Raw genomic sequence first — 26,626 nt, 5'->3', positions numbered from 1 at the left:
TTCAGGGCAAGGCGTCGAACGCCACACCGCCGGCGACGAGCTCGGCGATCTCCGCCGCCGAATAGCGGGCGGCGGCCAGCAGCTCGCGCGTCTGCTGGCCGGTGCGCGGCGCCTTCTTCGGCAGCGCCGACGGCGTGCGGTCGAAGCGCGGCGCGGGCGCCGGCTGCAGCACGCCCTCATCGCGGACGAAGGTGCCGCGCGCAACGTTGTGCGGATGGTCCGGCGCCTCGTTCATCGACAGCACCGGCGCGAAGCACACGTCCGTGCCTTCCAGCAGCTCGCACCACTGGGCCCGCGTGCGGGTGCGGAACACCTGCGCCAGCTTGGCGCGCAAGGCCGGCCACTCGCCCGCCTCCCACTGCTGCTGGAAATGCGGATCGGTGATGCCGCAGAGTTCGAGCAGCTGCCGGTAGAACTGCGGCTCGATCGAGCCGATGGAGACGTGCTTGCCATCCTGGCACTCGTAGGTGCCATAGAAGTGCGCCGCGCCGTCGAGGAAGTTGCTCTCGCGCGCGTCGACCCAGAAGCCCTTGGCCATCAGCCCGTACTGCGCCGCCATCAGCAGCGCCGCGCCGTCGGTCATGGCGGCGTCGACCACCTGACCCTGCCCGGTGTGCCCCGCCTGCGCATGGGCCGCCAGCACGCCCATGGCCAGCAGCATGCCGCCGCCGCCATAGTCGCCCACCAGGTTGAGGGGCGGCACCGGCTGCGCCGCCGTGCCGATGGCGTGCAGCGCGCCGGTGAGCGACACATAGTTGATGTCGTGGCCGGCTGCCTTGGCGAGCGGGCCGGTCTGGCCCCATCCCGTCATGCGGCCGTACACCAGCTTCGGGTTGCGGGCATGGCACGCCGCCGGACCCAGGCCCAGCTTCTCCGCCACGCCGGGACGGAAGCCCTCGATGAGGATGTCCGCCTGCTCCACCAGGCGCAGCACCGCCTCGACGGCGCCCGGCTGCTTCATGTCAAGGGCCAGGGACTGCCGACCCCGGTCCACCACGCTGTCGTTGCGCATCAGGCTGTCCAGGCCGCCCCGTGCCGGCGCCGGCGGGCGGTCGATGCGGATGACGCGTGCCCCCATGTCGGTCAGCAGCATGCAGGCAAAGGGCCCCGGCCCGATGCCGGCGAGTTCGATGACGGTGAGGTGGGAGAGGGGTCCTGGCATGCGCGCTTTCAAAGGCCATCGACATCGACACGGCTGCGCTGCCCATGCCACAGCGACGGCGGGTAGTAGCCGCTCCAGTCGGCATCGATGCGCAGGTAGGGAAGGTCCGACCAGACGCCGTGATCGCGCAGGTACTCCATGTGCACGGAGCCATCTTCCTTGTACTGCTGCAGGATGGCGTCCTGCGTGCCGTCGAAGTCGGTGGTGGGCACGCGCATCAGCGCGCACAGCTCCTTGTTGAAGGCAGGCACGGCCTTGAGCCACCGGCCTTCGATGTGCAGCGCGGCCCAGCCGTGATGCATGAAGACCTCGCGCCCGCCCATCAGCGCCACGAGCTTGGGCGTGGAGAAGTGGTTCACCACGTCCGACAGGCCGATGGCCGCCGGGATGCCCACGCGCCGCGCGCAGGCCGCCAGCAGCACGGCCTTGGGGATGCAGAAGGTGCCGCGCTCGCGAACCGCGGTGCTGGCGCGGAAGCACTCCGGCGTCATCCGCATGGTGAAGGGTTCGTAGCGCACCTGGTCCCGCACGGCGAGGAACAGCCGCACGGCCTGCTCGCGCGGGTCGGTCGCCGCGCCCACGGCCTCGCGCGCGAAGGCCGCCACGTCCGGGTGCTCGTAGTCCAGGAAGGAAGTGGGCGCGAGATAGGTCGGCCCGAGGGCGGGCCAGCCGTAGGGGGTGAACTCGAGGGTCTGCATGCGGGGCGCCGGCTACATCCGCTTGGCCACTTCCTCCAGCATCACCTCGGTGGCGCCGCCGCCGATGGTGAGGATGCGGGAGTCGCGGGCCATCCGCTCGACGGGCGTTCCGATGATGTAGCCGGTGCCGCCATGCACCTGCAGGCAGGTGTGCACCACTTCCTGCAGGGTCTCGGCGCCGAAGGCCTTGAGCATCGAGACCTCGCGCACGGTGTCCTTGCCCTCGTCGATCATCTGCGCGCACTGGTAGGTGAGCGAGCGCACGGCCGCGGCCTTGGAGGCGACCCACGCGATCTTGTTGCGCACCACGGGCTGGTCCCACAGCGACTTGCCGAAGGCCTGGCGGTTGCGCACGTAGTCCACCGTCAGCTCGATGGCCTTGGCGCTGGCGCCCGAGCACAGGGCGCCCACCACCAGCCGCTCGTTCTGGAACGTGCTCATGATGTAGTAGAAGCCCTTGCCCTCCTCGCCCAGCAGGGCATCGGGCGGCAGCTTCAGGTCGTCGAGAAACAGTTCGGCCGTGTCCGAGGAGCGCCAGCCGTGCTTCTCGAACTTGCGCGCCACCTTCAGCCCGGGGTTGCCGCGCTCGACGATGAAGAGCGAGATGCCGCGGCTGCCTTTGGCCTGGGGGTCGGTGCGGGCGGCCACGATGTAGATGTCGCCCAGCACGCCGTTGGTGATGAAGGTCTTGGAGCCGTTGAGCACCCAGCCGTCGGCGGTGCGCACCGCGCGTGTCTTCAGCCCCGCGACGTCGGAGCCGGCATGCGGCTCCGTCACGCAGACGGCGCCCACCTTGCGGCCGGCGCAGGCGTCGGGCAGGTACTTCTGCTTTTGTTCATGCGTGCCGCGGTGCGCGATGTGCGAGATGGACATGTCGCTGTGCACGGTGAGGGCCGAAGCGACACCGCCGAAGGTGGAGCGGGCCAGCTCCTCGCCCAGCACCACCGAGGCCATGGCACCCAGGCCGCCGCCGCCGTATTCCACCGGGTGCCGCATGCCCAGGAAGCCCATCTCACCCAGCTGGCGGAAGATGCTGCGCGGGATCTCGCCGGTGGCCTCCCACTCCTCGCCCTTGGGCACGATGGCCTCGTCGACGAAGCGGCGGACCTGCTGGCGGACCATGCGAAGGTCTTCGCCCAGGATGTCGGGCTCGTTGAATTCGAATTCGGTCATGAGTGGCGCTCGTGTGGAAGGGCGGGCCCGCCCTGGACGGACCGCGCCGGTGGCCCCGGGTTATTCATAGTCCGGCGCGTCGGTTTATTTTATGGGATCTGGCCGGGCGGGCACAAGGCCATTGCTAAACTCCCGCCCGACAGGAGATGCGATGCCCCGCGTACGTTCGGACGATTACGAAGCCAAGAGCCACGCCATCATGGACTGCGCCGCGGCGCTGTTCGCGAAGGAAGGGTATCCCTCGGCCAAGATGCAGGACGTGGCCAAGGCCTGCGGCGCGACCAAGTCGATGCTGTATCACTACTTCCCGACCAAGGACGACCTGCTCTTCGCGATGCTCATGGAGCACCTGGAGCGGGTCGTGCAGGGTGTGGAGGAAGCCATCGTCCTGAAGGCGACCCCGCGCGAGAAGCTGCTGACGATGGTGGAAGCGTACACGCAGAAATCCACCCAGTCACGCCGCCGGCACATGGTGGCCATGCAGGACATCAAGTACCTGCCGCGCGCCAAGCAGACGCCGCTGATCGAACTGCAGCGCCAGCTGGTGGACCGCGTCGCCGCGCTGCTGCGCGAGGTGAATCCCGGCCTGCCCGAGGACACCTACAAGCCCTACACCATGATGCTGATCGGCATGCTGAACTGGACCGACATGTGGTACCGGCCCGGCGGCACCATGAAGCCGCAGGAGCTGTGCGACCGCATCTCCAGGCTCTTCCTCAAGGGCTTCCTGGCCGAGAAAGGCTGAGCCACCGGGGCCGGCCGCGCTTGCGCCGCCCGCCCCGGCGGAAACTCACTTCACCTGCTCGAACTGCATCGTCGTGGTGTTGACCTTCAGCAGGTTCAGCTGCGGCAGCGACAGATGCTGCGTCGGCGAGAACGACACCGGCGAATTAAGCACGCCCGTGTCGAAGTTCTTCGTCTGGTCCAGCTTGCTGATGGTGCACTCCCAGGTGAGCGCCTTCCCGCACTGACGCATGGCCTCGAAGAGGATGCGCGCGCCCGCGTAGCCGGTCAGCGCGAAGCGGTGGATCCTGGCGACGTCCGCCTCGGGCAGGTGCTTCTTCGCCTTCTCGATGAAGGCCTTGCCCTTGTCGCTGTCCAGCGACACCACGTAGTCCATCGTGTAGACGTTGGCGCCAGCCGACCCCATCAGCTTCACGATCGCGGGCACCTGCGCCACATAGGAGATGCCGACCGGCACGTCCTTCATGCCCAGGCGCTCCAGCTCCTTCACCATGGCGACGTTCTCGCTCAGCACGCCGCCCGCGTACAGCGCCGTGGCGCCCGAGTTCTTGACCCGCAGCATTTCTGCCGAGAAGTCGGTCTGGCCCTTCTTGTAGATGGTCTTCAGCGCCACGTCGAGCTTCTTCGCCTTCTCGGTCGCCTCGAAGCCTTCACGCGTCATTTCGCCGTACTCGTCGTCCTGCGACACCAGCGCCCACTTGCGGCCCGGATAGCGCGCGTTGAGCGCCGCCGAGAGCTGCTCCGTCACCAGCGGATGCCGCGTGCCCATCACGAAGATGTTCTTCACCAGCGGCGTGTGCACGTCGTCGGAGAAGCTCAGCGAGTTGATGACGGGAATGCCCGACTGCTTGATCAGCGGCAGCACCGCCTGGCCCTGGGCCGAACCCGACATGGAGGTCAGCGCGAACACCTTGTCCGCCGTCAGCAGCTTGCGCACGCCCTGGATGGTGCGCGAGGGCACGTAGCCGTCGTCCTCGAAGATGGCGCGGACCTTGCGGCCGTTGATGCCGCCGGCGGCATTCACCTCCTCGATGGCGAGCCGCACGCCGATGGTGTGGGGCACGCCCAGCAGCGCCGGCGGGCCGGTCATCGGCACGATGTCGCCGATCAGGATCTCGGTGTCGGTGACACCTTGCTGGGCGGCGGCAGGCGCCGCGACGCCCGCAGCAAGCAGCCCGAGCAGGGCGAGGTGGGTGAGTCTCCGGTTCATGCTAGCTCCTTTGAAGTTGGCCTGGGCCATGGTGAAAACGTACGAGGCGGGAATCAGTAGCGCAGGGGCCAGTAGACCCAGGCGTGGCGGATGTCGTGCCAGATGCCGCGCAGCCCGCGCGGGTCGAACCGCAGGAAACCGATGATCGCGAGGCCATAGAGCACGCTCTTGATCTCGTGCGCGCTGGTGGTGATGACCTCCTGCAGGCGCCCGCCCAGCAGGGCCACCGAGGCGCTGAACAGCTCGGGCAGCGTGACGATGAAGATCGTGCCGAAGACGGCCCCCAGCACGGAGCCGAGCCCGCCGACGATGATGATGGCCAGGGCCTCGATGGACAGCAGGAACGGATAGCCCTCGACGCTGACGATGCTGAGGTACATGCCCATGATCGCGCCCGCGACGCCCGTCAGCGCCGCGCTCACCAGGAAGGCGAGCAGCTTGAACCGCACCAGGTTGATGCCCATGGTGCGCGCCGCGATGTCGTTGTCGCGGATGGCCACCAGCGCCCGGCCGATGTACGAGCGGCGGAAGTTCAGCGTGAGCAGCACCGCCAGCACGCTCATGACCAGGCAGAACCAGTAGAACGCACGGTCGCTGGACAGGTCGATGCCCAGCAGCGTGGGCCGCGAGATCATGATGCCGCGGCCGGCGCCCGTGAACTTGCCGCCCGCCAGGATGGAGGCGCTCACGATGTAGCTGAAGGCGAGTGTCGTGATGGCCAGGTAGAGGCCGTGCAGTCGCAGCGAAGGGATGCCGACGATCAGCCCGAAGACCGCCGGAATCACGGCGGACATCACCAGCGCCAGTTCGGGCGGCAGGCCCATGCGCGTGACGCCGATGGCGTAGGCATAGCCCCCGAGCATGAGGAAGCCGACGTGCCCCAGCGAGATCAGCCCGGTGAAGCCGGTCAGCACGGTGATGCCCAGAGCGCCCACCAGCGTGAACAGGATGATGGTCAGGTACGACAGCACATAGGTGCTCAGCAGGAAGGGGGCCGCCACCAGCCCCACCAGCAGCACCGCTGTCCAGGCCTTGACCGCCGGCGAGTCCGTCAGGACGATCAGCTCGCCGTACCGCTGTTTGAAGTAGCCGCTTCGCATCAGACTCTTTCGATTCGCTTCTCGCCGAACAGGCCGAAGGGCCTGACCATCAGCACCACCAGGATCAGCACGAAGCCGGAGATCTCCTTCAGCGTGCTGGGGAGGTAGCCACCCACCAGGTTTTCCACCACGCCGATGAGCAGGCCGCTGAAGCCGGAGCCGAGCACCGAGTCGAAGCCGCCCAGCACGGTGGCGGGGAAGGCCTTGAGGCCGAGCTCGAACACGGTGGGCGTGAGGCCATAGATCACCGCGAACAACGCACCCGCCAAGCCGGCCAGCCCGGAAGCCGAGGCCCAGGCCACCGCCTGCACCCGGGCCGTGGAGACGCCCATCAAGCGCGCGGTCTTCTCGTCCGCGGCCACTGCCCGCATGGCCACGCCGAAGCGGCTGTGCCGCAGGAAGAACCAGAAGCCGGCCAGGGCGACGAGCAGGGTGACGAGCACACCGATCTGGCTCACGCGCATGCCGATGCCGCCGATGTCCACGATGCGGTCGGCACCCGCCACCTCGAACTTGTGCGGCGACGCGCCCCAGATGATCGTGACGATGGAGCGCAGCACGACGGCCAGGCCCACGGTCACGAGCACGACCGAGAGCACGGGCTCGCCGAGCATCGGGCGCATGATCAGCCGCTCGCAGATCAGGCCCAGCAGGGCGCCCACCACGATCGCGATGAGCACGGTGAGGATGCCGCCGGTGCCCAGCGTGACCGCGATGGACCAGGTGGTGTACGCCGTCAGCATGCCCATCTCGCCCTGGGCGAAGTTGACGATGCCGGTGGCCTTGTAGATCACCGCGAAGCCCATGGCGACCAGGCCGTAGATGGCGCCGACCGCCAGGCCGGACACGATCAGCTCGATGAAGTAGCTCATCAGGCCGTCCCCCCGTAGATGATCTCGAGCTCGCGCGCGAATTTCTTGTTGATCAGGCCCCGCCGCACCTTCTGGGTGGCGGTGAGCTCGCCGTCGTCGTGATCCAGCTCCTTCTCGAGCAGCACGAACTTGCGGATGTTCTCCACGCGGGCGAACTTGCCGTTGACTTCGTCCACCACGCCCTGGATCAGCTCGCGCACCTCTTCCATCTGCGTCAGCGACTTGAAGGTCGTGTACTGCAGGTTGCGCTCGGCGGCCCAGCGGCCCACGCTGTCGAAGTCGATCTGGATCAGCCCGCCCAGGAACTTGCGGCCCTCGCCCACCACGATCGCCTCCCGCACGAAGGGGCTGTCCTTGAGGGCGTTCTCGATCTCCGACGGCGCGATGTTCTTGCCGCCGCTGGTGATGATGATGGCCTTCTTGCGGTCGACCACCGCGATCTCGTCGCCGCCACGCACTTCCACGATGTCGCCCGTGGCCAGCCAGCCATCCGTCGCCAGGATCTCCTTCGTACCCTTCTCGTCGTGCAGATAGCCCTGGAACACGCCGGGCGATCGCACGAACACTTCGCCATCGTCCCCCAGCTTCCACTCCACGCCTTCCATGGCGGGGCCGCAGCTGCCGGCGATGAACGGCCGGCCGGGCACCTGCACGAAGGCCAGCCCGCCCGCCTCGGTGAGGCCGTAGCCCTGCCCCACCGGCAGACCGATGATGTCGAAGAAGCGCAGCGTCTCCGGCGACACCGACGCCCCGCCGCACATGCGGGTATGGGTGCGGTTCAGGCCCATGTGCCGCTGCATGTTGCGGAACAGCAGCACGTACCAGAACGCGAACTCGAGCCGGTCGCCCAAGGCGACCAGCCGGCCGTGCACCGCGCGGCGGTCCGACAGCGCGCGGCCGCGCTTCATGCCGGTCCGGTACAGCCACTGCTGCACGCGTCCGCTGTCCTTCATGCGGAACTCGAAGCCCTGCTGCAGCTTCTCCCAGATGCGGGGCACGCCCAGGAAGAAGGTGGGCGCGATCTCGCGGATGTTGCTGGCCACGGTGTCGATGGACTCCGCGAAGTTCACGCAGCCGCCCGACAGCAGGTGCTGCACGGTGGAATAGCTGCGCTCGGCCACGTGGCACAGCGGCAGGTAGCACACCGACTCGAAGGGCTTGTCGGTCATCCGCCGCGCCGCCATGTAGGCATAGGCGCCGTACACGAAGTTGCGGTGCGTGAGCATCGCGCCCTTGGGCGGGCCGGTGGTGCCCGACGTGTAGACGAGGATGTTGACGTCGTCGGGCTTCAGTTCATCGATGCGCTCGTCCAGCCAGCGCTGCGCATCCGGGTCTTCCGCGGCCAGGGCGTCGCCCAGCGCCAGCAGATGGGTGAAGGCATGGGGCCGCCCCTCCGGATAGCGCCGCAGGCCCTTCATGTCGATGCAGAACAGGTGCGCCAGGTGCGGCAGGCCGTTGCCGTTGGCCATGGCATCGAGCACCTTGTCGGTCTGTTCCTGGTCGCCGGTGACGGCCAGCTTCGCCTGGCAGTGCCCGGCGATGTACTGCACCTCGGGCCAGGGGTTGGTGGGGTAGATGCCCACCACCTGCACACCGATCATCTGGGCGCCCAGGTCCGCGTAGAACCACTCCGGCACGTCCTCGCCGGCGATGATGATGCGGTCCCCGCGCTGCAGGCCCAGCTTGCGCAGGCCCAGCGCCACGCGGCGGGCATCGCGCCAGTAGTCGGCCCAGGTGCGACCGCGCCATATGCCTTGCACCTTCTCACGCAGCGCCACCTGGTCGCCGCGCTCGCGGGCCTGCAGGCGCAGCAACCCCGGCAGCGTGGCCTCACCGCGGATCAGCAGGTCGTGCTCAAGCATGCACTGCCTCCTCGCCCAGGTAGGCCTGCAGCACCTGCGGGTTCGCCGCCACCTCGGCGGGCGTGCCCTGCGCGATGAGGGAGCCGAAGTCCAGCACGTACACGCGGTCGGAGAGATCCATCACCACCTGCATGTCGTGCTCGATCATCAGCACGGCGATGCCGAACTCGTCGCGGATGTCCAGCGTGAAGCGGGCGATGTCTTCCTTCTCTTCGCGGTTCATGCCCGCGACGATCTCGTCCAGCAGCAGCAGCTTGGGCTCACAGGCCAGCGCACGGCCCAGTTCCACGCGCTTCTGCTGGCCGTAGGCGAGCTGCGAGACGGTCTTGTCGCGCAGCTCCTCGATCTCCAGGAACTCGATGATCTGCTCGACCTTCTCGCGCGCGGCGATCTCCTCGCGGCGCGGCCGGCCGAAGTGCAGCAGCGACTCCAGCACCGAGTAGCGGAAGTGGATGTGGCGGCCCACCAGCAGGTTCTCGACCACCGTTCCGTGGCGGAACAGGGCCAGATTCTGGAAGGTGCGGCCGATGCCGAGGCGGGCGAAGTCCGATGACTTCAGCCGCGCGACATCCTGGCCTTCGAAGAGGATCTGGCCTTCGGTAGGCGGCAGCACGCCGCTGATCAGGTTGAAGGTGGTCGTCTTGCCGGCGCCGTTGGGGCCGATCAGGCTGACGATCTCGCCCGGGAAGACCTTCAGGCTCACGTCGTTGACCGCCTTCACGCCGCCGAAGCGCTTGGAGACGCCGCGGACGTCAAGGATGGGAGAGGGTGGCGAGGTCATGGTGTCTGGCCTTGCAGGGGATGTGCGCGTGCCACCGCGGAACCGGCTTTGCCGGGCCGCTGGAGGCGCTCCCTTGAGCGGGGTGCGATGGGGAGGCGCTGCAGGCGCTTCGGGGGTGGGTCATGAAAGCCACCTCTTGCGGCGCTTGTAGTGCTTCACGTCTTTCATGTGGGTGCGGCCCGCCTGGGTGGAGACACCGAGATAGAACTCGCGCACGTCCTGGTTCTTTCGCAGCTGCTCGCTGGTGCCGTCCAGCACCACGCGGCCGTTCTCCATGATGTAGGCGTAGTCGGCGATGGCGAGCGCCCGGCTGGCGTTCTGCTCCACCAGCAGGATGGTCAGGCCCGATGTCTCGCGCAGGCGGCGGATGCTGTTGAAGATCTCGGTCACGATCAGGGGCGCGAGCCCGAGCGAGGGCTCGTCGAGCGCCAGCACCTTGGGCTGACTCATGAGCGCGCGGCCGATGGCCACCATCTGCTGCTCACCGCCCGAGAGGTAGCCGGCGATCTGCTTGCGCCGGTCCGCCAGGCGCGGGAAGAGTTCGTACACGTAGTCGCGCGTCTGGGCGAGCTGGCTGGTGCCCTGCAGATGCGCGCCCACGACCAGGTTCTCGTCCACGGTGAGCGTGCCGAACAGGCGGCGGCCCTCCGGCACCTGCACCATGCCGCGCCGCACGATCAGCGGCGCCGGCGCCCGCTCCACGGCTTCGCCGAACAGGTGGATGGAGCCCTTCTCGATCTCGCCGTCCTCCGCATCGAGCACGCCCGAGATGGCCTTGAGCACGCTGGACTTGCCCGCGCCGTTGGAGCCCAGCAGCGCGACGATCTGGCCCGGGCGCACCTCCAGCGACACGTCGCGAACGGCCTCGATGGCGCCGCCATAGACGATCTGGATGTTGTGCACCGCCAGGGCTGGCGGCGCTGTCGCGCTGGCGGTTGAAGAGGTCTCCATGTGCGTCGGGCTTCTTTCCAATATTAGACCGTCGCGTCGGTCTTTGAATGAGGCGAATTATCGGGAAGGGGCGGGATGTCCCGGCTAGGGCTTACCCGTAATCCCTGCCGGTGTCAGGGCAGGCAGCAGATCCTTGAGCGGCCGGCTCTCATCGGTCAGGTCGGCGTCCACATCGACCGGCTGGGCCAGCAGGCGGCGCACCAGCATGAACTCCGCCGGGCGGTTCACCGCGTCCACGGCCAGCAGGCGCCGGCCGGCGAGGTAGAAGGCCGCGAAGCTGCGCGCGGCCGGATCGCCGCGCAGCACGCAGCGGTCCCAGCCCTGCGAGAGCCCGGCCATCTGGAGCTTCAGGTCGTACTGGTCAGACCAGAACCAGGGCACCGCCCGGTTCGGCCGCGGCTTGCCGGCCAGCCAGCCGGCGGCCGCGCGCGCCTGCTCCAGCGCGTTCGGCACGGATTCGATGCGGCGCGGCGCGCCGCCATAGAGCGCGCTCACCTGCAGCGTGCAGTCGCCCGCGGCCAGGATGTCCGGGTCGGCCGTACACGAGTGCTCGTCGATCGGGATGCCGGCTTCCTGCGCCAGGCCGACGGCGGCGGCCAGGCCCACGTCAACCAGCATGCCCAGACCCGCCACCACGGCATCGACCTCGATGCGTTCGCCCGCCGTGGTGTGGACCGCGACGATGCGGCCGCCCGTGACATCGACCCGCGCCACGGAGACATCGGTGCGCACATCCACGCCGGCGGCGCGATGCACATCCTCATAGAAGCGCGAGACCTCAGGGCCGGCCACTCGCGCCAGCACGCGCGGCTGCGCCTCCAGCAGCGTGACCCGCAGGCCCAGCTTGATGGCCGAGGCCGCGACCTCCAGCCCCACGTAGCCGCCGCCGATGACGACGAGGTGGCCGCTCACCCGCAGGCCTGCGCGCAGGGCGTCGGCATCGGCGCGGGTGCGCAGCAGGTGCAGGTTGGCGGGCGGCTGTGCGGGGTCGATGCCCTCGCAGACAAAGGGCCGCGGGCGCCCGCCGGTGCACAGCGCGAGCTTGGCGTACGGCAGCTGCGTACCGTCGGCCAGGGTCACCGTGTGGGCGGCGCGGTCGATGGCCACGGCGCGTGTGCCGAGGCGCAGGTCGACCCGCGCCAGTTCATAGGCACTGGCGGGCCGCAGCTGCAGCGAGGCCTCATCCGCCTCGCCGGCCAGCCAGGCCTTGGAGAGCGGCGGCCGGTGATACGGCACGAACGGCTCCTCGCCGAGCAGGGTGATGGCATCGGGCCAGCCAGCCTGCCGCGCGGCAATGGCCAGCTCGCTGCCGGCGTGGCCGGCGCCGATGATGAGCAGGCCGGGCGGTTGCGTCTGCATGGTCTGTGGGGCTTCGCCGTCGTCTGTTGATAGTCCGTCTCGTCGGACTAATTATGGGGCAGTTTCGGCGGGGTCGCAAGGTGCCGGCGCCCGGCCGCCGGCACGCCGCCTCAGGCCGCTTCGAGAATGCTCAGGTACGACGCCACCGCCGAGCCACCCATGTTGAACACCGCACCCAGCCCGTTGCGGCCCACCTGCATGTCACCCGCGGTGCCAGAGAGCTGCATGGCCGCCATCACGTGCTGCGACACGCCGGTGGCACCGATGGGATGGCCCTTGGACTTGAGGCCGCCCGAAGGGTTGACGGGCAGGCGGCCGTCCTTGCGCGTCACGCCGTCCAGGATCACGCGCGCGCCCTGGCCGTGCGGCGCCAGGCCCATGGCCTCGTACTCCAGCAGTTCGGCGATGGTGAAGCAGTCGTGCGTCTCCACGAAGGCCAGGTCGTCCAGCGTGGCGTTCGCCGCCGCCAGGCCCTTCTGCCAGGCCATGGCCGCGCCCTCGAAGCGCGTGGGGTCGCGGCGCGACATGGGCATGAAGTCATTCACCTGCGTGCGCGAGCGCCACTTCACCGGCCGCACCTTGGCACCGGGCAGCGGCTCGGTGGAGAGCACCAGGGCCGCCGCGCCGTCGGAGACCAACGAGCAGTCGGAGCGCTTGAGCGGGCCCGAGACGAACGGGTTCTTGTCGCTCGGCGTGCGGCAGAAGTCGAAGCCGAAGTCGCGCCGCATGTGCGCGTACGGGTTGTGCATGCCGTTGGCGTGGTTCTTGGCCGCGATGGCGGCCAGCGCGTCTGACTGGTCGCCGTAGCGCTCGAAGTACTTCGTGGCGATGCCGCCGAAGATGCCGGCAAAGCCCGCGGGGTCACTGCCCTCCTCCTTGACGTAGGAGCACTTGATCAGCGTGGCCGCCACCTCGGGCGTCTTCAGGCCGTTCATCTTCTCCATGCCGATGACGAGCGTGCGCTTCATGCGGCCGGCGCCCATGGCGTCGAGCGCCGCCCAGATCGCGGCGGAGCCGGTGGCGCAGGCGTTTTCGGTGCGCATGGCCGGCGTGTGGCGAAACTCGGTCATGGCCACGGCCGGCAGGGCCGCGGTGAAATCCTGCCCCACGAAGCCGGCGTTGAAGTGGCCGACGAAGATGCCGTCGATGTCTTGCGGCGCCAGCCCGGCGCTCGCCAGCGCGGGCTGCACCGCGTCGCGGATCATCTGCTCCAGTTCGACCTGGTCGAACTTGCCGAAGGCGGTGTGGCCCCAGCCGGTGATGTAGGCGGTCATGCGTGGTCCTCTTGGTCAGGTGGTCGATTGAGACGTGGCCGGCACGGCCGGCTGGCCGTGGCGTTGCAGGAAAGTGAGGCAGGTCAGGCCGGCCAGCGCGCTGAGCACGCCGGTGGTGAGCGCCAGCACGCGGGTGCTGCCGCTCTCGAACATCCAGCCCATCCAGGCGCCAGAGAGAAAGGCCGCCACCGCGAAGACGAAACCGCCCAGGGCAGAGGCCGCGCCGGCCTGCTGCGGGAACGGCGTGGCCATGCCCACGTGGCCGCAGGGCTGGTAGACGCCATAGGCCAGCAGCATCAGCCACAGGCTGCCGGCGAGCGTGGCAGCGGTGTGGCTGTTCGCCAGCTCCAGCCCGATGAAGGCCGCCGCACCGACCAGCGTGAGCCGGCCCGCCCAGCGCACCGTGGTCACGATGCCGTGCGCCGCGATCCAGCGGCGGCACAGGAAGGTGCCGACCAGGTAACTGACCGAGGCGCCGCCGATCACCAGGCCGAAGCTCACGCGCGAGAGACCGAAGGTCTCGATGAACAGGTAGGCCGAGCTGGAGAAGAAGCCGAAGTTGGCCGCGTAGCCGAACGCATTGAGCAGCGTCCACGAGCGGAAGGTCGGGTGCCGGGCGATGCGGCCATAGACGGCGAAGAGCGGCGCCACCTGCAGCGCGTCGGGACGCAGGGCGTGCGCCGTCTCGGGCACTCGCAGCGCCACCAGCAGCGCACCGGCCACGCCAAAGGCGGCCATGGTGTACAGCGTGGCGCGCCAGCCGAAGGCATCCGCCAGGGCGGCGCCCAATGCCGGCACCGTCATGACCAGGCAGGCCAGCACCGACATCGCCACCGTCATCACGTGGGTGCCGCGCTGCTGCTCGAACAGGTCGCGCACCAGGGCCCGCGCGCACACCATCGTGGCGGCGATGCCCAGGCCCTGCAGCGCCCGCGCCGCGATCAGCAGGTGGATGGAGGGCGCCATGCTGCCGATGAGCGCGGCACCGGCGAAGAGCGCGAAGCCGGCCAGGAACACCGGCCGCCGGCCAAAGCGGTCTGCCGCCGGGCCCCAGAAGAGCTGGCTCAGGCCGAAGCTGAACACCAGCACCGCCAGCGTGAGCTGCACCACGCTGACCGGCGCGCCGTAGTCGTTGCGGATCGCCGGCAGCGCGGCCAGGTACAGATCGGTCCCCACCGGCTGCGCGGCCGTGCCCAGCGTGACCACGAGCACCACCAGCGCCGGGCCCATGGCCGGCGGGCGATACCCGCGCGCGGCGTCGTTCAGCTTGCGCCCCGGGCGGTTGCGGCGACCTGCTGCCGCAGTTCGCGCTTGAGGATCTTGCCGTAGCTGCTCTTGGGCAGCGCCTCCAGGAACACGTAGCGCTTGGGTCGCTTGAAGCGCGCGATGCTCTCCAGGCAATGCGCGTCCAGTTCCTGCGCCGAGACGTTGCCGCCCGGCACACGCACCACGCAGGCGATGACGACCTCGCCCCACTCCGGATCGGGCTGGCCGATCACGCTGACCTCCGACACGCCGGGGTGGGTGAGCAGCGCCTCTTCCACCTCGCGCGGGTAGATGTTGGAGCCGCCGCTGATCACCACATCCTTGCTGCGGTCGCGCAGCGTGAGATAGCCGCGCGCGTCGAAGGAGCCCATGTCGCCGGTGTAGAGCCAGCCCTCGCGCAGCGCCTCGGCCGTGCCCTTGGGGTTGTTCCAGTAGCCGGACATGACCACGTCGCCGCGCGCGATGATCTCGCCGATCTCGCCCTGCGGCACGTCCTGCCCCTGCTCGTCGACCACGCGCACCTCCACCCCCGTGCGCGGCACACCGGCCGAGCCCAGCACGGCCTCGTCAGTGCTCGCATGGTCCTGCCGGCGCAGGCCGGTGATGGTCATGGGCGCCTCGCCCTGGCCATAGATCTGCGCGAACACCTGGCCGAACACCGCGATGGACTTCTTCAGTTCCTCCACGTACATGGGCGCGCCGCCGTAGACGATGCTGCGCAGCCCCTTGGGCACGTGGCCGCTGGCCTCCGCCGCGAGGCGCAGGCGCTGCACCATGGTGGGCGCCAGGAAGGCGCCGCAGCCCGGATGCTGGTCGCACAGCTGCAGGAACTCCGCCGCGTCGAAGCCCTGCGATGCGGGGATCACCTGGCGCGCGCCGCGCGCGATCGAGGTCGGGATGTACAGACCGGAGCCATGCGACATGGGCGCCGCGTGGATCTGGCTGCAGTGCTCGTCCAGCACCTCCACATCGGCCAGGTGGCCCATGGTCATGACCATGAGGTTGCGGTGCGAGAGCATCGCGCCCTTGCTTCGGCCGGTCGTGCCGCTGGTGTAGAACAGCCAGGCCAGCGCCTGCGGGTCGATGGTGCCCACGGTGGCCACGGGCCCCTCGAACAGGCGCTCGTAGTCGGCCGAGCCGATCACCACCAGGCGGTCGCGCCAGGGCGCCGGCAGCGTGGTGCGCAGGCCCTCGGCGATGGCGGGCGAGGCGAAGACGCGCGACACATCGGCGTCCTCGATGATCTGCGCCATCTCCTTGGCATGCAGCTTGTAGTTGAGTGGCACGATGGCCTGCTGCGCGGCCCAGGTGCCGAACATCAGCTCCAGGTACTGCGGCGTGTTCTCGCTCGCCAGGGCGATGCGGCTGCCAGCCGGGGCCTGCGCGGCCAGCGCCCCACCGAGCGCGAGCGAGCGGCGGTGCAGCTGCGCCCAGGTCTGCACGCGCTGCGTGCCGAGGTACACCGCGCCCTCATCGGGCCACTGGTGCGCCGAGCGTTCGAGCAGCTTGAAGAGATGCATGGTGCCCCCTCAGCCTTCCAGCAGGCCGCGCGCCACCAGCCACGACTGGATCAGCCGCGTCGCCTCGGCCAGCAGCTCGGGCTGGCCGGCGTAGTAGTGCGTGGCCCCGCGGATCTGGCTGAAAGTCTTGTCGGCCGTGGTGGCGGCCTCGAACAGCATGCGCGGGTGCGTGGTGGGCACGGCATCATCGGCCGTGTTCTCGATCACCAGCAGCGGCGCGCGGATGGTCTTCACCGCCTCCAGGCCGTTGCCGCAGGAATCGTCCAGTGACCATTGCGAGAGCCACGAACGCAGCGTGGTGAAGCGCGCCAGCCCCACCGGGCCGGTGTTCACCGTCTCGGGGTTGCCCAGGTAGCACCAGCGCGGCCGGCGGTCGTTGGGGTCCAGCGCGGGATCCAGGAAGCGCGGATCGGCCAGGGTGCGGTGCACGATGAAGCCGCGCTCCAGCTCGCCCGTGTTGCGCGCCTTCAGCTCGGCCAGCGACTGCTTCGCCCAGGCCGTGATGCGCCGCATGCGGGCCATCTGGGCGGCGCGATAGCGCTGGATGAACGCCTCGCTGTAGGGCGGCTGGTTCGGGTTGCGCGGGTCGTAGATGTCGAGATCCACGTCACGGTCATCAGGGTTCAGTTCGTCCTTCACCGAGGGATCGATCACCTCGGCCAGCAGGTGCGCGCGCGAGAGATGCGCGGCCTGGTAGATCACCGCGTCGGCCGGGATCAGCCCGGCGCCCTTCACGTTCACCGGGTCGCCGGCCGGCGTGTGGGTGATGGTGGGCTGCTCGGCCTGCGACTGGTAGCTCACCGCGAGCGAGCCGCCGCCGCTCCACCCTACCAGCACCACATGCCGGTAGCCCCACACCGTCTTGGCATGGCGGATGTAGGCGCCCAGGTCCAGCAGCACCTTCTCGAGGATCAGCGCGGTATCGTTGCGCTGGTAGCGGCTGCCCGCGCACAGCACGTGCGCGCCCGCGGCGGCCATGGCGCGCGGCACCGGCAACAGCTGCAGCGTGGACGAGGGGTGCATGAACACCATCAGCGTGTCGGAGGGCCGGCCGTCCGCGGGCCGGAAGCGGATGGCCTCCAGGTTCACCGCGCCCTGGTTGCCCGAGAAGCCGTAGGTCTCGGTGAAGGCCGCGGTCTCCTCGTACTGGAGGTGGACCCACTCGGTGTGGAATTGGGGAGTTGCGCTCATGGCAGGACTCTAGCGGGGTCTGGTGGGCGGGACAGTCACCCGGTGGGGGACGGACATCACCCCGCCTCCACCTCCAGCGGCAGGCTGTCCAGCGTGCGCAAGGTATTCACCGGCCGATACACCGGCTCACCCGCCAGCCGCAGCCGCTTCACGCGCCGCGCCAGCGCGCCGATCAGGCACTCCGCCTCCAGCCGCGCAATCATCTGGCCGATGCACACATGCGGGCCGCTGCCGAAGGCGAGGTGCTGGCCGGCCACGGGGCGGCGCAGGTCGAAGCGGTCGGCGTCCGGCCACTGGCGCGTGTCGCGATTGGCAGCGCCCATGAAGGCGGCGATCTTGATGTCGGGCGCCAACGCCACGCCGCCCAGTTCGGCGCCTTCGCAGGTGGTGCGGAACATCACCTGCACCGGCGACTCATGGCGGATCGCTTCGTCGAACGCGTTGCGAACCAGGGCTGGATCCGCGCGCAGAAGGTCCCACTGCGCCGGGTCGCGCGCCAGGGCGAGCAGGGCCGAGCCGATGCCGCTGATGGTGGTGTCCATGCCACCGCGCAGGAACGATCGTGTGAGGTTCGCCGCGAAGCCCTTCTGCAGCGCGCCGGCATCCTCGGCCTGGTGGATCAGCTCACCGAAGCCGCCGGGCAGCATGGCCTCGCGCTTCATGCTGTCCTCGTACCACTGCATGTAGGGCTGGGCGCGGGCGACGGCGGCCTTGGTCAGCTCGTTGTTCGGGCCGATGGCGTTGAAGTTCATGTCGCCGATGGCCTGTGCGTTCTCGCGCGGGATGCGGATGCCCACCGCCGGCGGGAACACCTGCAGCACGAAGGCCTCGGCCGCGTCGCGCATGCCGTCGAAGCGGCCCCGCGCCACCAGCTGGTCGGCCATCGCCTCGGCCTCGGCCTGGAACTTCTCGCGCCACTGCCGCACCACGATCGGCGACAGGATCTTCTGCAGCGCCCCGCGCACGGCCGTGTGGGCGGGCGGGTCCACCTCCAGGATCACGCTGGCCGGCCGCCAGTTGCCGGGCTTGCGGATGTCGGCCAGGCCGGCACCGCCCGCATTGGTGAACTGCTGCCAGCGTGACAGCACGGTGGTCGCCTCCGAATGGCGGCCGGTAGCGTAGATGCCGTAGGGCGCCAGCCAGGCCACGGGGCCCGCCTCCCGCAGGGCCTTGAAGAACGGATAGGGATCGCGCAGCACCGCCACATCGAACGGATCGACCTGCAGCACGGGCACGTCGTCGGAGGGGGGCGGCAGGTTCACGGGCATGGGCAGGGCTCCAGCAGGCGGGATGCCCGTGAGTGTGCGCGCACGCCGCCGCCCGCACCGTCCCCTGCCGAGGGGACTGACGCGCGGACCGCCACGTCGCACACTGCGTGCGAGTTGCACCAGGAGAACCCATGCCCCAAGCCACCTTCGTCTGCGCGGACGGTACCCGGCGCGAACTGGACGTCGCCATCGGCACCAGCCTCATGCGCGCCGCCACTGACAACGGCATCGACGGCATCGTGGGCGACTGCGGTGGCGCGATGAGCTGCGCCACCTGCCACGTGTTCGTGGAAGACGGCTTCAGCGACCGGCTGCCGGCAATGGCGCCCAACGAGGACCAGATCCTCGACTACACGGCCGCCGGCCGCCAGCCCAACAGCCGCCTCGCCTGCCAGATCGTGATGAGCGAGTCGATCGCCGGCATCGTGGTGCGCGTCGCCGATCCGCAAGTCTGAGCGCGCCGGCCCGCCCACACGGATGACGTCGCCGCACGCACCCACCTCCCCCTCCGCGCAGGCCCCGGTTACCGCTGGCGCCGCCCCGCGCCCGGGCGGCCTGGTCGCCTTGTTCGCCGTGCACTTCGGCAGCGCCGCGATGATGCGCGTGTGCGATCCGATGCTGCCGGCATTGGCGCGCGACTTCGGCGTGACCACCGGCCAGGCCGCATCCACCATCTCGGCCTACGCCATCGCCTACGGTCTGCTGCAGTTCTTCTTCGGCCCGGCGGGTGACCGTTGGGGCAAGCGGCGGGTGATCGGCTTTGCCGCGCTGGCCACGGTGGCGGGCAACCTGCTGGCGCTGGTCGCGCCCACGCTGGAGGTGCTGGTGCTGGCCCGCGTGCTCTCGGGCGCGGCCGCCGCCGGCATCATCGCGCTGGTGCTGGCCTGGATCGGGGACACCGTGCCCTATGCGGAACGCCAGGTCGTGCTGGCTCGGTTTCTCACCGCCTCGCTCACCGGCATGATGGCCGGGCAGTGGGCGGCCGGCGTACTGACCGAGCATGTCGGCTGGCGCGCGGTGTTCGCGCTGCTGGTGCTGCTGCTGGGCACAGGCGGCACGATCATCATCCTCGACCGCGCCCTGCGCAGCGAAGGGCGCGCGGGCGGCGCCTCACGCAGCCACCTGCGCGCCATCGCGGATGTCTTGAGCGTGCCCTGGGCGCGCGCCATGCTCGCCTTCGTGGCGGTGGAGGGCGCCCTCGCCTTCGGCGCCGTTGCCTTCCTGCCCGCCTTCCTGGCGCACAGCTACGGCCTCAGCCTGTCCACGGCCGCCGCCATCGTGGTGCTGTATGGCCTGGGCGGCCTGGGCTACGCGTTCGCGGCCCGCTGGCTGGTGCCACGCCTCGGCGAGACCGGGGTGGCACTGGCTGGCGGCGTGGCGCTGGCACTGGCGTGGACCGCGCTCGCGCTCGGCACGCATTGGGCCATGGCACTGCCCGCGGCGGCGCTGGCGGGTCTCGGCTTCTACTCGCTGCACGGGCTGATGCAGACCCATGCCACGCAGATGGTGCCTGCGCTGCGCGGCACGGCTGTCTCGCTGTTCGCCGCCACCATGTTCATCGGCATCGCTTCCGGCGTCGCCGTGGCAGGCCGCGTGGTGGACCACCTCGGCTACCGCCCGCTGTTCGCTGCCTGCGCGGGCGGGCTGCTGGTGCTGGCCCTGCTCTTCGCATGGCGGCTGCGGGCCCGCGCGCGGGCCGCCGCCCATACCCCCTCCTGAGGAATCCCTGATGTCTTCCACCCCCTCCCCAGCCGGCTGGCTGGCTCTTGAAGGACAAGTCGTCGTCGTCACCGGCTCGGCCAGCGGCATCGGCGCCGAGACCGCGCGCGAGTTCGCCCGCGTCGGCGCGCAGGTCGCGCTGCTGGACCGCGACGAGGCCGGCGCGCAGCGCGTGGCCGCCGAGATCGCCGCCACCGGCGCGCGCGCCATCGGCCTGGGCTGCGACGTGAGTGACCCGGCCGCGGTGCAGCGCGCCGCCGACACGGTGCAGCGCGAGCTGGGCGCATGCCATGTGCTGGTGAACAATGCCGCCGCCATCTACGCGGCCGCCCTGATGGATGTGGACCTGGCGCGCTGGAACCACGCCATGAACGTGAACGTGAACGGCTACCTGCTGTGCGCCCAGGCCTTCGGCCGGCAGATGATCGCCAGCGGGCGCGGCGGCAGCATGGTCCACGTGGCCTCCATCTCCGGCCGCGTGCCGCAGCCCTTCAGCGGCCCCTACAGCGTGAGCAAGGCGGGCGTGAAGATGCTGTCGGGCCTGCTGGCAGTGGAGCTGGCCGAGCACGGCATCCGCAGCAACGTGGTGAGCCCGGCCATGGTGCGCACGCCGCTCACCACCGTGATCTACGAGAACCCCGAGGTGCTGAAGAAGCGCGAGCAGATCGTGCCCGCGCGACGCGTCAGCGGCCCGGCCGACCTGGCCGAAGTGATCGTCTACCTCGCCAGCCCGCGCGCGGGCTACGTGAACGGGCAGGACGTGCTGGTGGATGGTGGCCTGTCGTCCGCCTGGCTCACCCTGATCCCGCGGCCGGGCTTCGAGAAGAAGGACGCGGGCGCATCCTGATCGTCATCCCCGTGGCTCCCGTCATCCCCGCGTAGGCGGGGATGACGGGTGGATCACTGCGCCCCCGGCTCCAGCAGGTTCACCTCCGCCCGCTCGAACACCGGCCCCGCGGCCGACTCGCGCTGCGCCTTCAGCGCGGCGCGCAGCCCTTCGTGCGCATCGATCATCCGCCGCCCCGCATGCCACGTGGCCGCATCGGGCCAGGCGATGAGCTGCACCACCTTCTGCATGCCGGCGCCGGCGGCCATGTCGAACACGCCCAGCACCTGCGCGCCGGCCTCGCGCAGCAGCGGCAGCTGAACGTCTTTCAGGAACGCGTTGGCGCGCGCATTCTGCCCGGGCGCGATCTGCTGCTGCACCAGCTCATGCAGGCCGCCCACCGGCGCCTGCGCGTCCGCCGCGGGCGGCCAGGCCGCGTTGGGCTTGAGGAAGAACAGGTCGTGCCGCTCCACCATCTCATGCCCGGCATTGGTCTCGGCGCGGATGCGCCACCAGTCGGCGTCCTGGTAGAAGGCGGACCACACCGCCTCGCGCTCGGCGTAGTCGCGGTAGGCGATGAGGTACACGAAGCGCGGCGCGTCGGGCCCCGCCAGCGCATGCCAGCGCCCCACCAGCCGCACGCCGTGGCGCTCGAACAGCACGGGCAGGTGGCGGGCGAAGCGCTCGTGCACGTCGTCCATGCGGCCCGGGGCCACGGAATAGAGGCGCAGTTCGTAGATCATGCCCGCCATCTTGACCGCCTGTGGCCGGTCGTGTCTGTCCCATCGAAGGGGGGCATACGACAGCGCGCGGCCTGCCTATGCTGTCCCGCATGAAAGCAATCATCGCCGCGCCCGAGGGCGCCACCCTGGCCGAAGTGCCCGTTCCCCGCCCGCAGGCGCACGAGATCCTGGTGCGCGTGAAGGCCGCCAGCCTGAACCGTGCCGATCTCGCCGGGCTCGCCGCGAAGGACGGCAAGGTCATCGGCATGGAATGGGCCGGTGAAGTGGTGGAGGCCGGCCCGGACGCCGGCCCCTGGAAGCCCGGCGACCGCGTGATGTGCACCGGCGCCGGCGCCTATGCCGAGTACGCGGTCACCGACGGCGGCCGCGCCTGCCGCATCCCCGACGCCACGTTGCCCTACGACGAGGCCACCATCCTCACGCTGGCCCTGCAGGCCATGCACGACGCGCTGGTCACCCACGGGCGGCTGCAGCGCGGGCAGGACGTGCTGATCCACGGTGCCTCCTCCGGCGTCGGCCTCATGGGCATGCAGATCGCACGGCTGCTGGGCGCGGGCCAGGTCTTCGGCACCGGCACCCACGCGGGGCGACTGGCGCGGCTCGCCGAGTTCGGCGCCACCACCGCCATCGACGCATCGCAGGCCGGCTGGCACGAGCGCATCCTCGCGGCCACGGGCGGCAAGGGCGTGGAGGTGGTGGTGGACCAGGTCACCGGCCGCGACTTCGCCAGCACCATGAAGACCGCGGCCATCGGCGGGCGCATCGTCAACCTGGGCCGCCTGGGCGGCGCCGACAGCCCGTTCGATTTCCAGCTGCACGCGCTGCGCCGCCTCAGCTACATCGGCGTGACCTTCCGCACCCGATCGGTGGCGGAGATCCGCGAACTCAATGCCCGCATGCTGGCCGACCTGGGCGCCGCTGTCGCCGCGCGCCAGCTGCGCCTGCCCATCGACAGCCGCTTCCCGCTGGCCGAGGCCGGGGCCGCGCTGGCCCGCATGGCCGCGAACCAGCACTTCGGCAAGATCGTCCTCCTCGTCGACTGACCCCCATGGCCCGCATCACCATCGTCTACTACAGCAGCACCGGCAACACCTACGAGATGGCCCAGGCCGTGGAGGCCGGCGCCCTGGCGGCCGGCGCCGAGACGCGGCTGCGCAAGGTGCGCGAGCTCGCCGGCCCCGAGGCCATCGCCAGCAAGCCCGCCTGGGGCGCGCACCTGGAGGCCACGCGCGACGTGCCCGAGGCCACGCTGGCGGATCTGGAGTGGGCCGACGGCTACGTGTTCGGCTCGCCCACGCGCTTCGGGCTGCCGGCGGCGCAGATGAAGCAGTTCATTGACACCACCGGCCCGCTGTGGGCCACGGGCAAGCTGCAGGACAAGGCCGCGGCCGCCTTCACCGGCGCGGGCAACCGGCACGGCGGCCAGGAATCCACCCTGCTCGCGCTGCACCACATGTTCTATCACTGGGGCTCGGTGATCGTGCCGCCCGGCTATACCGATGCCAGCGTCAAGGCCGCCGGCGGCAACCCCTACGGCAGCAGCTTCACCGCCGGCGCCTCGGTGGCCGCCGAGGCCCTGGCCGCCGCCCGCTACCAGGGCCAGCGCGTGGCGAAGTTCGCGGCGCTGCTGGCGGCTGCCAGGGGGTGATCCGGGCCCCTGGCGCGTGCTAGTCTGCGCGCGCGATCAGGAGGCCCCAGGCATGCGCGACGACGATGCGGAGATGAGCGAAGAGCAGGGTTCGATCCAGGGTGACGACGAGGCGGGCGGCGTACAGGCCGTGGACACCGCGCTGCGCGTGCTGTCCGCCCTGATCGGCATGGGCGCGCCGCTGCCGCTGAAGACGGTGGCCGAGCGCGCCGACATGCAGCCGCCCAAGGCGCACCGCTACCTGGTCAGCTTCTGCCGCGGCGGCCTGGCCGAGCGCGACCCCGCCACCGGCGGCTACCGGCTGGGCCCGCTGGCCGTGCGCCTGGGCCTGGCCGCGTTGCGCCATCTCGATGTGGTGCAGGTCGCCGCACCCTACCTGGGGCACTTGCGCGATGAACTCGGCTTCACCGCCGGCCTGGCGGTGTGGGGGGCGGCCGGGCCGACCTTCGTGCGCTTCGAGGAAACCAACGACGCACTCATCATCAGCGGGCGACCGGGCTCGGTGATGCCGGTGCTCACCTCCTCCACCGGGCGCGTCTTCGGCGCCTACATGCCCCGCACCGTGACCGGCCCCTTCATCGCGCGCGAGCTGGCGGGCACGCCGCACCCTGGCGCCACACCCATGCCGCAGCGCAAGCCGCCGACGCCCGCCGAGGTGGAGGCCCTGTTCACCGAGGTGCGCCAGCGCCGCATGGCGCGCGTGCTGGGCGATCTGAACCCGGGCCTGCATGGCCTGTCGGCCCCCGTGTTCGACCATGCCGATGCGGTGGTGGGGGTCATCACACTGATGGGGCCGGCCGGCCTGATCGACACCAACCTCGACGGCCCGACCGCCCGGGTGCTGGCGACCCGCGCGGAAGAGGCCTCCCGCCGCATGGGCTGGAGCGCCTGATAGTCCGTCCCGTCGGTCGGATATCAGGGTTTATCCGGATCCGGTCGGGATTACGCAAAGCGTAATCTGATTACGCGTCACGGAATTGCAGCGGGCCTTCAGATCCGCGCCTGCCAGTGACGTCATCCAAGGACAGGAGACAAGCCATGATGACAGTGATGGTCCAGGAGGGCCCCGCCGGCGGTGCATCGCAGGGCTCCCTCGCCCACCTGGTGGACGCCATCGGCCACGATCGCTTCGGGCCCGCACTGGCGAGCTACCTGCACGGTCTGTGCGGCGCGGATCACTTCGCGGCCTTCCGCCTCGGGCAGGACGAACTGCGCGAAGTGGCCGCCTGCTGCGTGGAGCCGGCGCGTACCGCGCGCGACCGCGTGGAGAGCTACGTGAAGCTGGGCCTGTGGAAGCACGACCCGGCCATGACGGAGGCGCAGCGCTGCGTGCAGCACGCCGCGCCGGCGCTGATCCACGTGGACTTCTCCGACCAGGGCTACACCGCGCTGCGGCCGCAGGTCTACCCGCATGTACGCGATCGCGTGCTGCTGTGCGGCCGTGCCGCCAGCGGCGCCTTCGGCCTGAGCGTGCTGCGCGCCGACCCGCACAGCCCCTTCGGCGACGAGAACCTGCGCCGCCTGGGCGAAGCGGCCGACCTGCTGGTGGCCGTGCTGGGCAAGCATGCCGAGTCGTCGCAGAGCCGCCCCAACGTGGCGCAGGCCCTCACGGCCCTGCCTGACATCGAGAGCTGCATCGTCGAGATGGGCGCCCTGCCACGGCGCGAGGCCGAGGTCTGCGCCCGCATCCTCTACGGCCTGTCGTCGGTGGGCATCGCGCTCGACCTGTCGGTGAGCGAGGAGACGGTGAAGACCTACCGCAAGCGCGCCTACCAGCGCCTGAACATCGGCAGCGAGCGCGAGCTGCTCACCTGGTACCTCGCGCGCTGGAGCCACTGGTCGCTGCAGCGGCACACGCTGGTGCGCGGCGCACCGGCGGCGGTTCACTAGGGGTGCGGTCCCCCGTCGCGGGGACTGACCATCGCGCCACGCGGTGCCCCAATGGAGGCATGCCAACGCCCAGCGCCATCCAGCGCATCATCGAGGAGCACGCGGCGCTCGCCACGGTCATGCGCACGCTGCAGGCCACCGTGGCCGCTGCGCACCAGGCCGGCGCGCAGCCCGACTTCGAGCGCCTGCGCGCCATGCTGTTCTATCTGGACGAGGTGCCCGCTCGGGTGCATCACGCCAATGAGAGCGAACTGCTGTTCCCCCGCATCCGCGAGCGCTGTCCCGCCCTGCGGCCCGTGCTGGACCGCCTGGAGGCCGACCATGGGCGCGGCGAGACCTCGGTGCGCGAACTGGAACACGCGCTGAACGCGTGGCAGGTGATGGGCGACGCCCGGCGCGAGGCCTTCGAGCTGCTGCTGCACGCCTTCGTCGAAGGCTACCTGGGCCACATGGAGGTCGAGGAGAACTACATCCTGCCGGTGGCGCAGGACTACCTGTCGGCGGCCGACTGGCGCGAGCTGGAGGCGGCGTTCGGCGCGCCAGGCCACGCGAGTGGTGCGGTGGGGGCAGAGAGCCACCGGGCGCTGTTCGAGCGCATCGTGGCGGGGGGTGGGGGGCGGTAGGCGGGGGAACTCCGTCAGGCAATCGCCCCCGCCCGCCCGAAGTAGTGATCCGCGATCACCGGATCGCTCGCCAGGTCATCCGCATCCCCCTGGTGCACCACACGCCCCTGCTCCAGCACCGCGGCACGGTGCGCGGTGGCCAGCGCGAGCTTGGCGTTCTGCTCCACCAGCAGGATGGTCAGGCCCTCGGCGTTCAGGCGCTGCAGGGCCTTGAACACCTCCTTCACGATCACCGGCGCCAGCCCCAGGCTGGGTTCGTCCAGCAGCAGCACCTGCGGCCGGCCCATCAGCGCGCGGCCGATGGCCAGCATCTGCTGCTGCCCGCCGGAGAGCGAGCCCGAGAGCTGGTTGCGCCGCTCCTTCAGCACCGGGAACAGCGCATGCACATGGTCCAGGTCGGAGGCATCGCTGCCCCGCAGGCCCACGGCCTGGCGACCCAGCTCCAGGTTCTCGGCCACGGTGAGCGGCGCGATCACGCGGCGACCCTCGGGCACCTGGATGATGCCGGCACGGGCCCGGCGATGGGCCGGGATGCGGGCCAGCGGCTGGCCTTCGAACAGGATCTCGCCGCTGGCGGGAACGATGCCCGAGATGGCATTCACCAGACTGGACTTGCCGGCGCCGTTGGGTCCGATCAGGGCGAAGATCTCGCCCTTGTTCACGGTCAGGTCCACGCCGCGCAGGGCCTGGATGCCGCGGTAGTGCACGTCGAGCTGGCGGATCTGCAGCATGGGGTTCCTCGCGGG

Annotated in this window: 26 protein-coding genes; 9 read left to right on the top strand and 17 right to left on the bottom strand. The window is 70.2% G+C overall.

Features of this window, described 5'->3' with window-relative positions:
- Position 1: 1 nt before the first annotated feature.
- Genes ACE3T5_RS03675 through ACE3T5_RS03665 form a run of 3 tightly spaced genes read right to left on the bottom strand, consistent with a single transcriptional unit; the run spans position 2 to position 3,033 of the window.
- On the bottom strand, positions 2-1,162 hold the full coding sequence (locus ACE3T5_RS03675; protein ID WP_374664562.1) for a CaiB/BaiF CoA transferase family protein: 1,161 nt from the start codon (positions 1,160-1,162) through the stop codon (positions 2-4).
- A gap of 8 nt (positions 1,163-1,170) precedes the next feature.
- Positions 1,171-1,860 (bottom strand): transglutaminase family protein, encoded by a 690-nt coding sequence (locus ACE3T5_RS03670; protein WP_374664560.1) that lies wholly within the window; start codon positions 1,858-1,860, stop codon positions 1,171-1,173.
- Positions 1,861-1,872: 12 nt separating this feature from the next.
- The gene (locus ACE3T5_RS03665) at positions 1,873-3,033 is read right to left on the bottom strand and encodes an acyl-CoA dehydrogenase family protein (RefSeq protein WP_374664558.1); all 1,161 of its coding nucleotides are present in this window, start codon (positions 3,031-3,033) and stop codon (positions 1,873-1,875) included.
- A 151-nt stretch (positions 3,034-3,184) separates the two neighbouring features.
- Between ACE3T5_RS03665 and ACE3T5_RS03660 the strand changes: the two genes are divergently transcribed.
- Positions 3,185-3,778 (top strand): TetR/AcrR family transcriptional regulator, encoded by a 594-nt coding sequence (locus ACE3T5_RS03660; protein WP_374664556.1) that lies wholly within the window; start codon positions 3,185-3,187, stop codon positions 3,776-3,778.
- Between the two features lie 45 nt (positions 3,779-3,823).
- Here the strand turns inward: ACE3T5_RS03660 and ACE3T5_RS03655 are convergent, their stop codons facing one another.
- The 12 genes from ACE3T5_RS03655 to ACE3T5_RS03600 form a co-directional block, all read right to left on the bottom strand.
- The gene (locus tag ACE3T5_RS03655; protein WP_374664554.1) at positions 3,824-4,987 is read right to left on the bottom strand and encodes an ABC transporter substrate-binding protein; all 1,164 of its coding nucleotides are present in this window, start codon (positions 4,985-4,987) and stop codon (positions 3,824-3,826) included.
- A gap of 53 nt (positions 4,988-5,040) precedes the next feature.
- Positions 5,041-6,087 carry a branched-chain amino acid ABC transporter permease gene (locus ACE3T5_RS03650; protein WP_374664552.1) on the bottom strand — a complete coding sequence of 349 codons (1,047 nt, stop codon included), beginning with the start codon at positions 6,085-6,087 and terminating at the stop codon, positions 5,041-5,043.
- Positions 6,087-6,959 (bottom strand): branched-chain amino acid ABC transporter permease, encoded by an 873-nt coding sequence (locus tag ACE3T5_RS03645; protein ID WP_374664550.1) that lies wholly within the window; start codon positions 6,957-6,959, stop codon positions 6,087-6,089. The genes ACE3T5_RS03650 and ACE3T5_RS03645 overlap by 1 nt, the downstream gene beginning before the upstream one ends.
- Complete coding sequence (locus ACE3T5_RS03640; protein ID WP_374664547.1) at positions 6,959-8,821, bottom strand: long-chain fatty acid--CoA ligase; 1,863 nt, start codon at positions 8,819-8,821, stop codon at positions 6,959-6,961. The genes ACE3T5_RS03645 and ACE3T5_RS03640 overlap by 1 nt, the downstream gene beginning before the upstream one ends.
- Positions 8,814-9,602: an ABC transporter ATP-binding protein gene (locus tag ACE3T5_RS03635; RefSeq protein WP_374664545.1), complete on the bottom strand. Its 789-nt coding sequence runs from the start codon at positions 9,600-9,602 to the stop codon at positions 8,814-8,816. Before ACE3T5_RS03635 ends, ACE3T5_RS03640 begins: the two co-directional genes overlap by 8 nt.
- Positions 9,603-9,722: 120 nt before the next feature.
- Positions 9,723-10,553 (bottom strand): ABC transporter ATP-binding protein, encoded by an 831-nt coding sequence (locus ACE3T5_RS03630; protein ID WP_374664543.1) that lies wholly within the window; start codon positions 10,551-10,553, stop codon positions 9,723-9,725.
- A gap of 84 nt (positions 10,554-10,637) precedes the next feature.
- The gene (locus ACE3T5_RS03625) at positions 10,638-11,912 is read right to left on the bottom strand and encodes an NAD(P)/FAD-dependent oxidoreductase (RefSeq protein ID WP_374664541.1); all 1,275 of its coding nucleotides are present in this window, start codon (positions 11,910-11,912) and stop codon (positions 10,638-10,640) included.
- Between the two features lie 110 nt (positions 11,913-12,022).
- The gene (locus ACE3T5_RS03620; protein ID WP_374664539.1) at positions 12,023-13,186 is read right to left on the bottom strand and encodes an acetyl-CoA acetyltransferase; all 1,164 of its coding nucleotides are present in this window, start codon (positions 13,184-13,186) and stop codon (positions 12,023-12,025) included.
- 15 nt (positions 13,187-13,201) lie between these two features.
- Positions 13,202-14,416 carry an MFS transporter gene (locus ACE3T5_RS03615; RefSeq protein WP_374664537.1) on the bottom strand — a complete coding sequence of 405 codons (1,215 nt, stop codon included), beginning with the start codon at positions 14,414-14,416 and terminating at the stop codon, positions 13,202-13,204.
- Positions 14,417-14,448: 32 nt separating this feature from the next.
- Positions 14,449-15,972 carry an AMP-binding protein gene (locus ACE3T5_RS03610; RefSeq protein WP_374664535.1) on the bottom strand — a complete coding sequence of 508 codons (1,524 nt, stop codon included), beginning with the start codon at positions 15,970-15,972 and terminating at the stop codon, positions 14,449-14,451.
- A gap of 9 nt (positions 15,973-15,981) precedes the next feature.
- Positions 15,982-17,163, bottom strand: a complete 1,182-nt coding sequence (locus tag ACE3T5_RS03605) for an alpha/beta hydrolase (protein ID WP_374664533.1) — start codon at positions 17,161-17,163, stop codon at positions 15,982-15,984.
- Between the two features lie 56 nt (positions 17,164-17,219).
- On the bottom strand, positions 17,220-18,431 hold the full coding sequence (locus ACE3T5_RS03600; RefSeq protein WP_374664531.1) for a cytochrome P450: 1,212 nt from the start codon (positions 18,429-18,431) through the stop codon (positions 17,220-17,222).
- Between the two features lie 131 nt (positions 18,432-18,562).
- Here ACE3T5_RS03600 and ACE3T5_RS03595 point away from each other — a divergent pair, with 131 nt between their 5' ends.
- From ACE3T5_RS03595 to ACE3T5_RS03585, 3 genes are all read left to right on the top strand, one after another.
- Positions 18,563-18,886 carry a 2Fe-2S iron-sulfur cluster-binding protein gene (locus ACE3T5_RS03595; RefSeq protein ID WP_374664530.1) on the top strand — a complete coding sequence of 108 codons (324 nt, stop codon included), beginning with the start codon at positions 18,563-18,565 and terminating at the stop codon, positions 18,884-18,886.
- 118 nt (positions 18,887-19,004) lie between these two features.
- Positions 19,005-20,150, top strand: coding sequence for an MFS transporter (locus tag ACE3T5_RS03590; protein ID WP_374664665.1), 1,146 nt, complete (start codon positions 19,005-19,007; stop codon positions 20,148-20,150).
- A gap of 10 nt (positions 20,151-20,160) precedes the next feature.
- Entirely contained in the window at positions 20,161-20,997 is an 837-nt protein-coding gene (locus ACE3T5_RS03585; RefSeq protein ID WP_374664528.1) for an SDR family NAD(P)-dependent oxidoreductase, read from the top strand.
- A gap of 53 nt (positions 20,998-21,050) precedes the next feature.
- Here ACE3T5_RS03585 and ACE3T5_RS03580 read toward each other — a convergent pair whose 3' ends face one another.
- Positions 21,051-21,719, bottom strand: coding sequence for an NIPSNAP family protein (locus ACE3T5_RS03580; protein WP_374664526.1), 669 nt, complete (start codon positions 21,717-21,719; stop codon positions 21,051-21,053).
- 89 nt (positions 21,720-21,808) lie between these two features.
- Between ACE3T5_RS03580 and ACE3T5_RS03575 the strand changes: the two genes are divergently transcribed.
- The 5 genes from ACE3T5_RS03575 (at position 21,809) to ACE3T5_RS03555 (ending at position 25,880) form a co-directional block, all read left to right on the top strand.
- Positions 21,809-22,762 carry a zinc-binding alcohol dehydrogenase family protein gene (locus ACE3T5_RS03575; RefSeq protein WP_374664524.1) on the top strand — a complete coding sequence of 318 codons (954 nt, stop codon included), beginning with the start codon at positions 21,809-21,811 and terminating at the stop codon, positions 22,760-22,762.
- Positions 22,763-22,767: 5 nt separating this feature from the next.
- Positions 22,768-23,367, top strand: coding sequence for an NAD(P)H:quinone oxidoreductase (gene wrbA / locus ACE3T5_RS03570; protein ID WP_374664522.1), 600 nt, complete (start codon positions 22,768-22,770; stop codon positions 23,365-23,367).
- Positions 23,368-23,419: 52 nt separating this feature from the next.
- Entirely contained in the window at positions 23,420-24,259 is an 840-nt protein-coding gene (locus tag ACE3T5_RS03565) for an IclR family transcriptional regulator (protein ID WP_374664520.1), read from the top strand.
- Positions 24,260-24,405: 146 nt separating this feature from the next.
- Complete coding sequence (locus ACE3T5_RS03560; RefSeq protein WP_374664518.1) at positions 24,406-25,257, top strand: LuxR family transcriptional regulator; 852 nt, start codon at positions 24,406-24,408, stop codon at positions 25,255-25,257.
- 59 nt (positions 25,258-25,316) lie between these two features.
- A complete protein-coding gene (locus ACE3T5_RS03555) occupies positions 25,317-25,880 on the top strand; it encodes a hemerythrin domain-containing protein (RefSeq protein WP_374664516.1) in 564 nt (187 codons plus the stop codon).
- Between the two features lie 14 nt (positions 25,881-25,894).
- Here ACE3T5_RS03555 and ACE3T5_RS03550 read toward each other — a convergent pair whose 3' ends face one another.
- Entirely contained in the window at positions 25,895-26,611 is a 717-nt protein-coding gene (locus tag ACE3T5_RS03550) for an ABC transporter ATP-binding protein (RefSeq protein ID WP_374664514.1), read from the bottom strand.
- Positions 26,612-26,626: the final 15 nt, after the last annotated feature.

The sequence above is a fragment of the Ramlibacter sp. genome (genome assembly GCF_041916345.1).
GTDB lineage: Bacteria > Pseudomonadota > Gammaproteobacteria > Burkholderiales > Burkholderiaceae_C > Ramlibacter.
The sequence above is the reverse complement of the archived record's forward strand: the minus strand, read 5'-3'. Positions and strand labels throughout refer to the sequence as shown.